We start from the raw sequence: 6,373 nt of genomic DNA on the forward strand, positions 1-6,373 counted from the left end.
AAGGTCACTAGGGTCTCGCCTCGAACCCCCGCTCGGTTGATCACCCATCCGGGGTGGCGGCGGTGGTACCCGCCCGCCGCGTCCCGGTAGGCGGCCGGAGGAAGAAGGAGCCGCCCGCGTGGCGTCCCACCGTCGACCCAAGCAGCCGAGCCGCACCCGCGTGACCGTGCTCACCGCGACCGCCGCCGCTGCCGTCGCCCTCACCTCGCAGGGCGCTGCCCAGGCCGCGCCGAAGCCGGGCAAGGACGAGGTCAAGTCCAAGGTCGACAAGCTCTACGAAGACGCGGAACGGGCCACCGACAAGTACAACGGGGCCAAGGAGAAGCAGAAGAAGCTGGAGAAGCAGATCGACGCTCTCCAGGACAAGGTCGCCAAGGGCCAGGGGGAGCTCAACGACCTGCGCGACGGCATCGGTTCCATGGCCAGCGCCCAGTACCGCTCCGGTGGCATAGACCCCTCCCTCCAGCTCTTCCTCTCCGCCGACCCGGACGACTACCTCGACAAGGCGTCCACCCTGGACCAGTTGAGCAGCCAGCAGGTCGACGAGCTCAAGAAGATCCAGAAGAAGCAGCGGGACCTCGCGCAGCAGCGCAAGGAGGCCGCGGGCAAGCTCGACGACCTCGCGGACACCCGTACGGAGCTCGGCAAGAAGAAGCGGGAAGTCCAGGGCAAGCTCGGCGAGGCGCAGAGGCTCCTCAACACGCTGACCGCCGAGGAGAAGGCGGACATGGCCGCCAAGGAGAAGAAGCGTGCGAGCCGCGCCGCCGGCAAGCGCGCGGACCTCGGCAAGGAGACCCCCGCGTCGGGCCGCGGCGCCGCCGCCCTGAACGCCGCCGCCACCCAGCTCGGCAAGCCGTACGTCTCCGGAGGCACCGGTCCCAACTCCTTCGACTGCTCCGGGCTGACCCAGTGGGCGTACTCCCAGGCCGGAGTCTCCCTCACGCGGACCACGTACACGCAGCAGAACGACGGTACGAAGATAGGCCGCGGCGAACTGAAGCCCGGCGACCTCGTGTTCTTCAACAACCTCGCGCACGTCGGCCTCTACGCCGGCAACGGCCAGGTGCTGCACGCCCCGAAGCCGGGCGCCGTGGTGCGCTACGAGTCCATGGAGTACCTGGGCGACTTCCAGTTCGGCGTCCGCGTCTGACCCCGACGCGCCGCCCCGCCTGACGTCAATGCCTCGCCGGCACCGCCCGAACGGGCGAATTCCGGCAACCGCCGCTGACCCCACGCCCCGTTCATGACCTGCGTCTGAACGGGGCTTCGGGCTGTCCGCACCCATCCGGCCGTTGGCCGTCGCGTAGCCACACGGTTACTGTCGGCGCGCATTCCCCCGGACCAGCCGGGGGACCGTCAGCGGAAGGGAGAGCGGCTTCCCGTGGGATCCCATCGCCGTCCCGCACAGCCCGGCCTCGACCGGGGCACGCGCGTCACCGTCCTCTCGGCGGCCGTGGCCACCGCCGCCGCGGCCCTCGGCGCCGCGCCTGCGGGCGCCGCACCGCAGGACAAGCCGTCCGGCACCCGGGCCGAGGTGGACCGGCTGTACGAAGAGGCCGAGCACGCGACAGAGGCGTACAACAAGGCCGACGAGCGCACGGACAAGCTGCGCGGGCAGGTCGAGCGGGCCAGGGACAGCGTCGCGCGCGGCCAGGAGCGGATCAACCAGATGCGCGGCGCGCTCGGCGCGCTCGCCGAGGCGCAGTACCGCGAGGGCGGCATCGACCCCTCGCTCCAGCTGCTGCTCTCCTCCGACCCCGGCGGCTACCTCGACCGGGCCACGGCCCTGAACCGCGTCAGCGCCCGGCACGCGGGACAGCTCGCCGATCTCCAGAAGGCCCAGCGCGGCCTCGCACAGCAGCGCGCCGAGGCCGGGCGCAGACTCGCCGAGCTGGAGAAGAGCCGCACCACCGTCGCCCGCCACAAGCGCGCCGTCGAGCACAAGCTCGCCAAGGCCAGGCGGCTGCTCAACTCGCTGCCGAGCGAGGAGCGCGACGCGTACGACAAGTCCTCGCGCTCCGGCGGGCACGCGGAGCCGCCGCCGGACCTCGAAGGCGCCGCCCCGTCCTCCTCGCGGGCCGCCGCCGCCATCGCCGCCGCCCGCTCGGCGGTCGGCCGCCCCTACGTGTGGGGCGCCAACGGCCCCTCCGGCTTCGACTGTTCGGGCCTCATGCAGTGGTCGTACGCCCAGGCCGGGGTCGGCCTGCCGCGCACCTCGCAGGCCCAGCGGCACGCGGGGCGCCAGGTGCCCCTGGCCCAGGCACAGCCCGGCGACCTGGTGGCCTACCGCGACGACGCCAGCCACATCGGGATGTACATGGGCAACGGCCAGGTGGTGCACGCCCCCTACCCCGGGGCGCCGGTCCGCTACGACCCCGTCGGCATGATGCCGGTCTCGTCCGTGACGCGGATCTGACCGGCGGCCTGCCGCCCCCGCCCCGTACGATCGGGAGGTGGCTGGGCACAGGCGTGGGTCGTGGGCGGTGGCGCTGTGCCTCGCGCTCTGCCTCGCCGTACTCACCGGATGCGGCGCCGACCCGGTCCCGGACACCGCCGCGGGCGACGTCCGCAGGCTCCTGGAGCGCAGGGCGCACGCGGTCCTCGACGGCGACGAGAAGGCGTACGAGCGAACCGAGAGGCCCGAGAGGTCCGAGCGGGCGGCAGCGGACGCGGGCGGCCCGTCGGACCTCTTCGCGAACGTCCGCGCCGTCCCGCTGGAGTCCTGGGAGTACCACCTGAACGGCCTGGAGCGCTCCGGCTCCCGGGCCACGGCCGGCGTCGAACTCCGCTACCGCGTCAAGGGCCACGACCGCGCCCCGCTCACCGCCGCGCGCACGCTCTCCCTGGAGCGGCACGGCGGGCGGTGGTACGTCACCTCAGAGCGGCCCGCGAAGAAGGCGAGCCAGCAGCTGTGGGACCAGGGGCGGGTGCGGGCCGAGCGGGGCGAGCGCAGCCTCGTCCTCGGCGTCGGACAGAGCGCGGAGGAGCTGCGCGCCTACCGCGAGCTCGCCGACCGGGCGGTGCCCGCGGTGCGGGACGCCTGGCCGGGGAAGTGGCCGGAGAAGGCCGTCGTCATCGTGCCCCGCTCCCTGAAGGGCATGGCGGGCCTCCTCGGGGCGCCCGCCTCCGGGTACCGGGGGATAGCGGCGGTCACCACCGGTGAGGCGGGCGGCTCGGGGCGGGCCCCGGCGGACCGGATCATCATCAACCCCGAGGCGTACGGCGTCCTCGGGGACTTCGGCAAGCAGGTCGTCCTCACCCATGAGACGGCCCATGTGGCGACCCGCACACAGACCTCCGGAGCCACCCCGCTGTGGCTCTCCGAGGGCTTCGCGGACTGGGTCGGCTACCGCGGCACGGGCCGCACCGCGGCGCAGGCCGCGCCCGAGCTGCGGCGGGCGGCGCAGGTCGGGCGGCCGCCCGGCGCGCTCCCCGAGGACGAGGACTTCGGCTTCGGCGAGGACGCGGCGCGGCTCGCCGAGTCGTACGAGAGCGCCTGGCTGGCCTGCCGGATGATCGCGGACCGGTGGGGCGAGCGGAAGCTGACGGACTTCTACCGTGCCGTGGGCGACCACGAGAAGCGGGCGGGCGCGGTCGAGGACGCGCTGCGGGACGTCCTGGACACGACGCCGGAGGAGTTCACGGCGCGCTGGCGTACGTATCTGCGCTCGGAGCTCGGCTGACCTGCCCCGGCACCGGCCGGGCGGCCCGGCCGCGCGGCTCGGACACCGTCTGCCGCCACAGGCTCCGGCAGGCCAGCAGCGCCGCCGCGACCAGCAGGCCGTTGCGTACGAGCAGCAGGGCCACGCCCAGCGGATCGCTGGCCACCACGTGCGAGAACCAGACCGGGAACTCCAGGAACGTCACGAACGTGGCCGCGAGGACCAGACGGGCCGGGAGCTCCATGCGGCTCGCGCGGAACGCCAGACAGACGGCGGCGGCGCCGACCAGCCACAGCATGTACTGCGGGCTGATCACCCGGCTCGTCGCGGTGAAGAGCAGCACGGCCACGAAGGCCGCGTCCGCGAGCGTGCTCGCCGAGCGGGCACGGGCGCGCAGCCGCCACGCCAGGAGCCAGCAGCAGGCCGCCGCCGACAGGAGCTGCGCCGCCGCGCTCACCAGCGGGACGCAGGGGCCGAGGAACTCCACCGAGCCGTAGTTCAGCCGGACCTCGCCCCGCCAGCCGAGGTGCCGCCCGACGTGGAAGACCAGCGCGCCGAGCGACTCCACCTCCGTGCCGCGGTCCCGCTGGAAGGTGAGGAACGCGAGCGCCCCCGGCATCGCCACCAGGAACGCCAGCGTGGCGCCGAGAGCCGTGCCCACCGCCGCCGCCCACGACCGGCGGGTCGCCCGCCCGCGCGGGGCGCCGACGAGCAGCAGCACCGGCCACACCTTGAGCAGCGCCCCGAACCCGGCGAGCGCCCCCATGGTGCGCGGATGCCGGGCCCCCGCGAGCAGCGCGGCGACCGCGACGGCCGTCACCGTCATGTCGTAGCGCGCGTACGCGGTCGGCCCCAGCAGAGGCACGCCCACGACCCACACCCACAGCCCCCGCACCGACTTGCCGGGCCGCCGCCCCGCGTACAGGAGCAGCCCGGAGACGGTGGCGTCGGCGAGGAGGGCGAGGACGAAGAAGGCCGGGGCGTAGCCGAGGAAGGGCAGGAGGGCGGGGGAGAGGACGGCGAGGGCGGCGGCGGGCGGGTACTGCCAGGTGACGTCGTCGAGCGGGAAGGTGCCGGTGCGCAGGATCTCGTACCAGCCCTGGTAGATGACGGAGACGTCGCTGGTGACGTCGGGGCCCGGGGCGGTGAGCACGTGGAAGACGCAGAGCAGGAGGAGTGTCCTGGTGAGGACCCAGACGGCGAGGAGGCGTGCGATGCCCGCCATGCGCACCGAGCCCACCATGTGCAACATGCGCGTCATGCGTGCTGTGTCTGCCATGCGCGCACCTCACCCCTTTTCGCACACTTCATTGTGATTCGGGGTGTCATGATGCCGGGCGGGGCCGGGCGAGGGCGAAGAGGCTGGGCCATTCGGTTGCTGTCGGCCGCCTTCGGTACTGTCGGGCGCGATGCACAAGACCCTGATCGTCACGAACGACTTCCCGCCCAGGCCCGGTGGCATCCAGGCGTTCCTGCACAACATGGCGTTGCGCCTGGACCCCGAGCAGCTCGTCGTCTACGCCTCCACCTGGAAGCGCGGCCGCGAGGGTGCCGAGGCGACGGCCGCCTTCGACGCCGAGCAGCCCTTCACGGTCGTACGCGACCCCACGACGATGCTGCTCCCCACCCCGCGCGTCACCCGCCGCGCGGTCTCGCTCCTGCGCGAACACGGCTGTACGTCGGTGTGGTTCGGGGCGGCCGCGCCGCTGGGGCTCATGGCGCCCGCGCTGCGCAAGGCGGGGGCGACGCGGCTCGTCGCCACCACGCACGGCCACGAGGCGGGCTGGGCCCAGCTGCCCGCGTCACGTCAACTCCTGCGCAGGATCGGCGAGTCGACGGACACGATCACCTATCTCGGCGAGTACACGCGCTCGCGCATCGCCGCCGCCCTGACGCCCGCCGCGGCGGGACGCATGGTCCAGCTGCCGCCGGGTGTGGACGAGAAGACGTTCCACCCCGGCTCGGGCGGCGACGCGGTGCGGGCGCGGCTCGGTCTGGCCGACCGGCCCGTGGTCGTCTGCGTCTCGCGGCTGGTGCCGCGCAAGGGGCAGGACACGTTGATCCTCGCCATGCCGGGGATTCTGGCTCGGGAGCCGGAGGCGGTGCTTCTCGTGGTCGGAGGCGGGCCCTACGAGAACGACTTGCGCAAGCTGGCCGCCGAGACCGGGGTCGCGGACTCCGTGCGGTTCACGGGGGCGGTGCCCTGGGAGGAACTGCCCGCGCACTACGGCGCCGGTGATGTCTTCGCCATGCCGTGCCGGACCAGGCGCGGGGGCCTTGACGTGGAGGGACTCGGCATCGTCTACCTGGAGGCGTCCGCGACCGGGCTTCCCGTCGTCGCGGGCGACTCCGGCGGGGCGCCGGACGCGGTGCTTGACGGGGAGACGGGGTGGGTCGTCCGGGGCGGCGCCCCCGAGGAGGCGGCGGAGCGGATCGCTGCGCTGCTGGCGGACGGGGAGCTGCGGGCCCGCATGGGGGAGCGGGGCCGCTCCTGGGTCGAGGAGAAGTGGCGCTGGGACCTGCTGGCGGAGCGGCTGAGGGAGCTTCTGTAGCGCCCAAGAGGCTGCCCGCCGGGGGCCGTCGTGCGACTGACGGCCGCCATGGGTTGCTCGCGCAGTTCCCCGCGCCCCTAAAAGCCGGGGGCCGAGGGCGATCTGGAGGTCGTCAAGGACGGCAAGCCGCAGTACCTGATCGATCCGCGCCCGCGCGTC

General features: G+C 73.8%; 5 protein-coding genes. 4 read left to right on the forward strand and 1 reads right to left on the reverse strand.

Annotated elements, in window-relative coordinates; genetic code table 11:
- Nucleotides 1-118: 118 nt before the first annotated feature.
- The 3 genes from ACWDVB_RS35135 (at nt 119) to ACWDVB_RS35145 (ending at nt 3,683) form a co-directional block, all read left to right on the forward strand.
- Nucleotides 119-1,150, forward strand: a complete 1,032-nt coding sequence (locus tag ACWDVB_RS35135) for an NlpC/P60 family protein (RefSeq protein ID WP_451519024.1) — start codon at nt 119-121, stop codon at nt 1,148-1,150.
- Nucleotides 1,151-1,381: 231 nt separating this feature from the next.
- Nucleotides 1,382-2,416, forward strand: coding sequence for an NlpC/P60 family protein (locus ACWDVB_RS35140; RefSeq protein ID WP_451519025.1), 1,035 nt, complete (start codon nt 1,382-1,384; stop codon nt 2,414-2,416).
- A gap of 37 nt (nt 2,417-2,453) precedes the next feature.
- Nucleotides 2,454-3,683 carry a hypothetical protein gene (locus tag ACWDVB_RS35145; RefSeq protein WP_451519026.1) on the forward strand — a complete coding sequence of 410 codons (1,230 nt, stop codon included), beginning with the start codon at nt 2,454-2,456 and terminating at the stop codon, nt 3,681-3,683.
- Here the strand turns inward: ACWDVB_RS35145 and ACWDVB_RS35150 are convergent.
- Nucleotides 3,640-4,914 (reverse strand): glycosyltransferase 87 family protein, encoded by a 1,275-nt coding sequence (locus ACWDVB_RS35150; RefSeq protein ID WP_451519028.1) that lies wholly within the window; start codon nt 4,912-4,914, stop codon nt 3,640-3,642. The genes ACWDVB_RS35145 and ACWDVB_RS35150 overlap by 44 nt on opposite strands.
- A gap of 157 nt (nt 4,915-5,071) precedes the next feature.
- On the opposite strand from ACWDVB_RS35150, the gene ACWDVB_RS35155 reads away from it, so the two are divergent.
- Nucleotides 5,072-6,214: a glycosyltransferase family 4 protein gene (locus ACWDVB_RS35155; protein WP_451519027.1), complete on the forward strand. Its 1,143-nt coding sequence runs from the start codon at nt 5,072-5,074 to the stop codon at nt 6,212-6,214.
- Nucleotides 6,215-6,373 lie beyond the last annotated feature (159 nt).

It is taken from the genome of Streptomyces sp. NPDC003379, assembly GCF_053589195.1.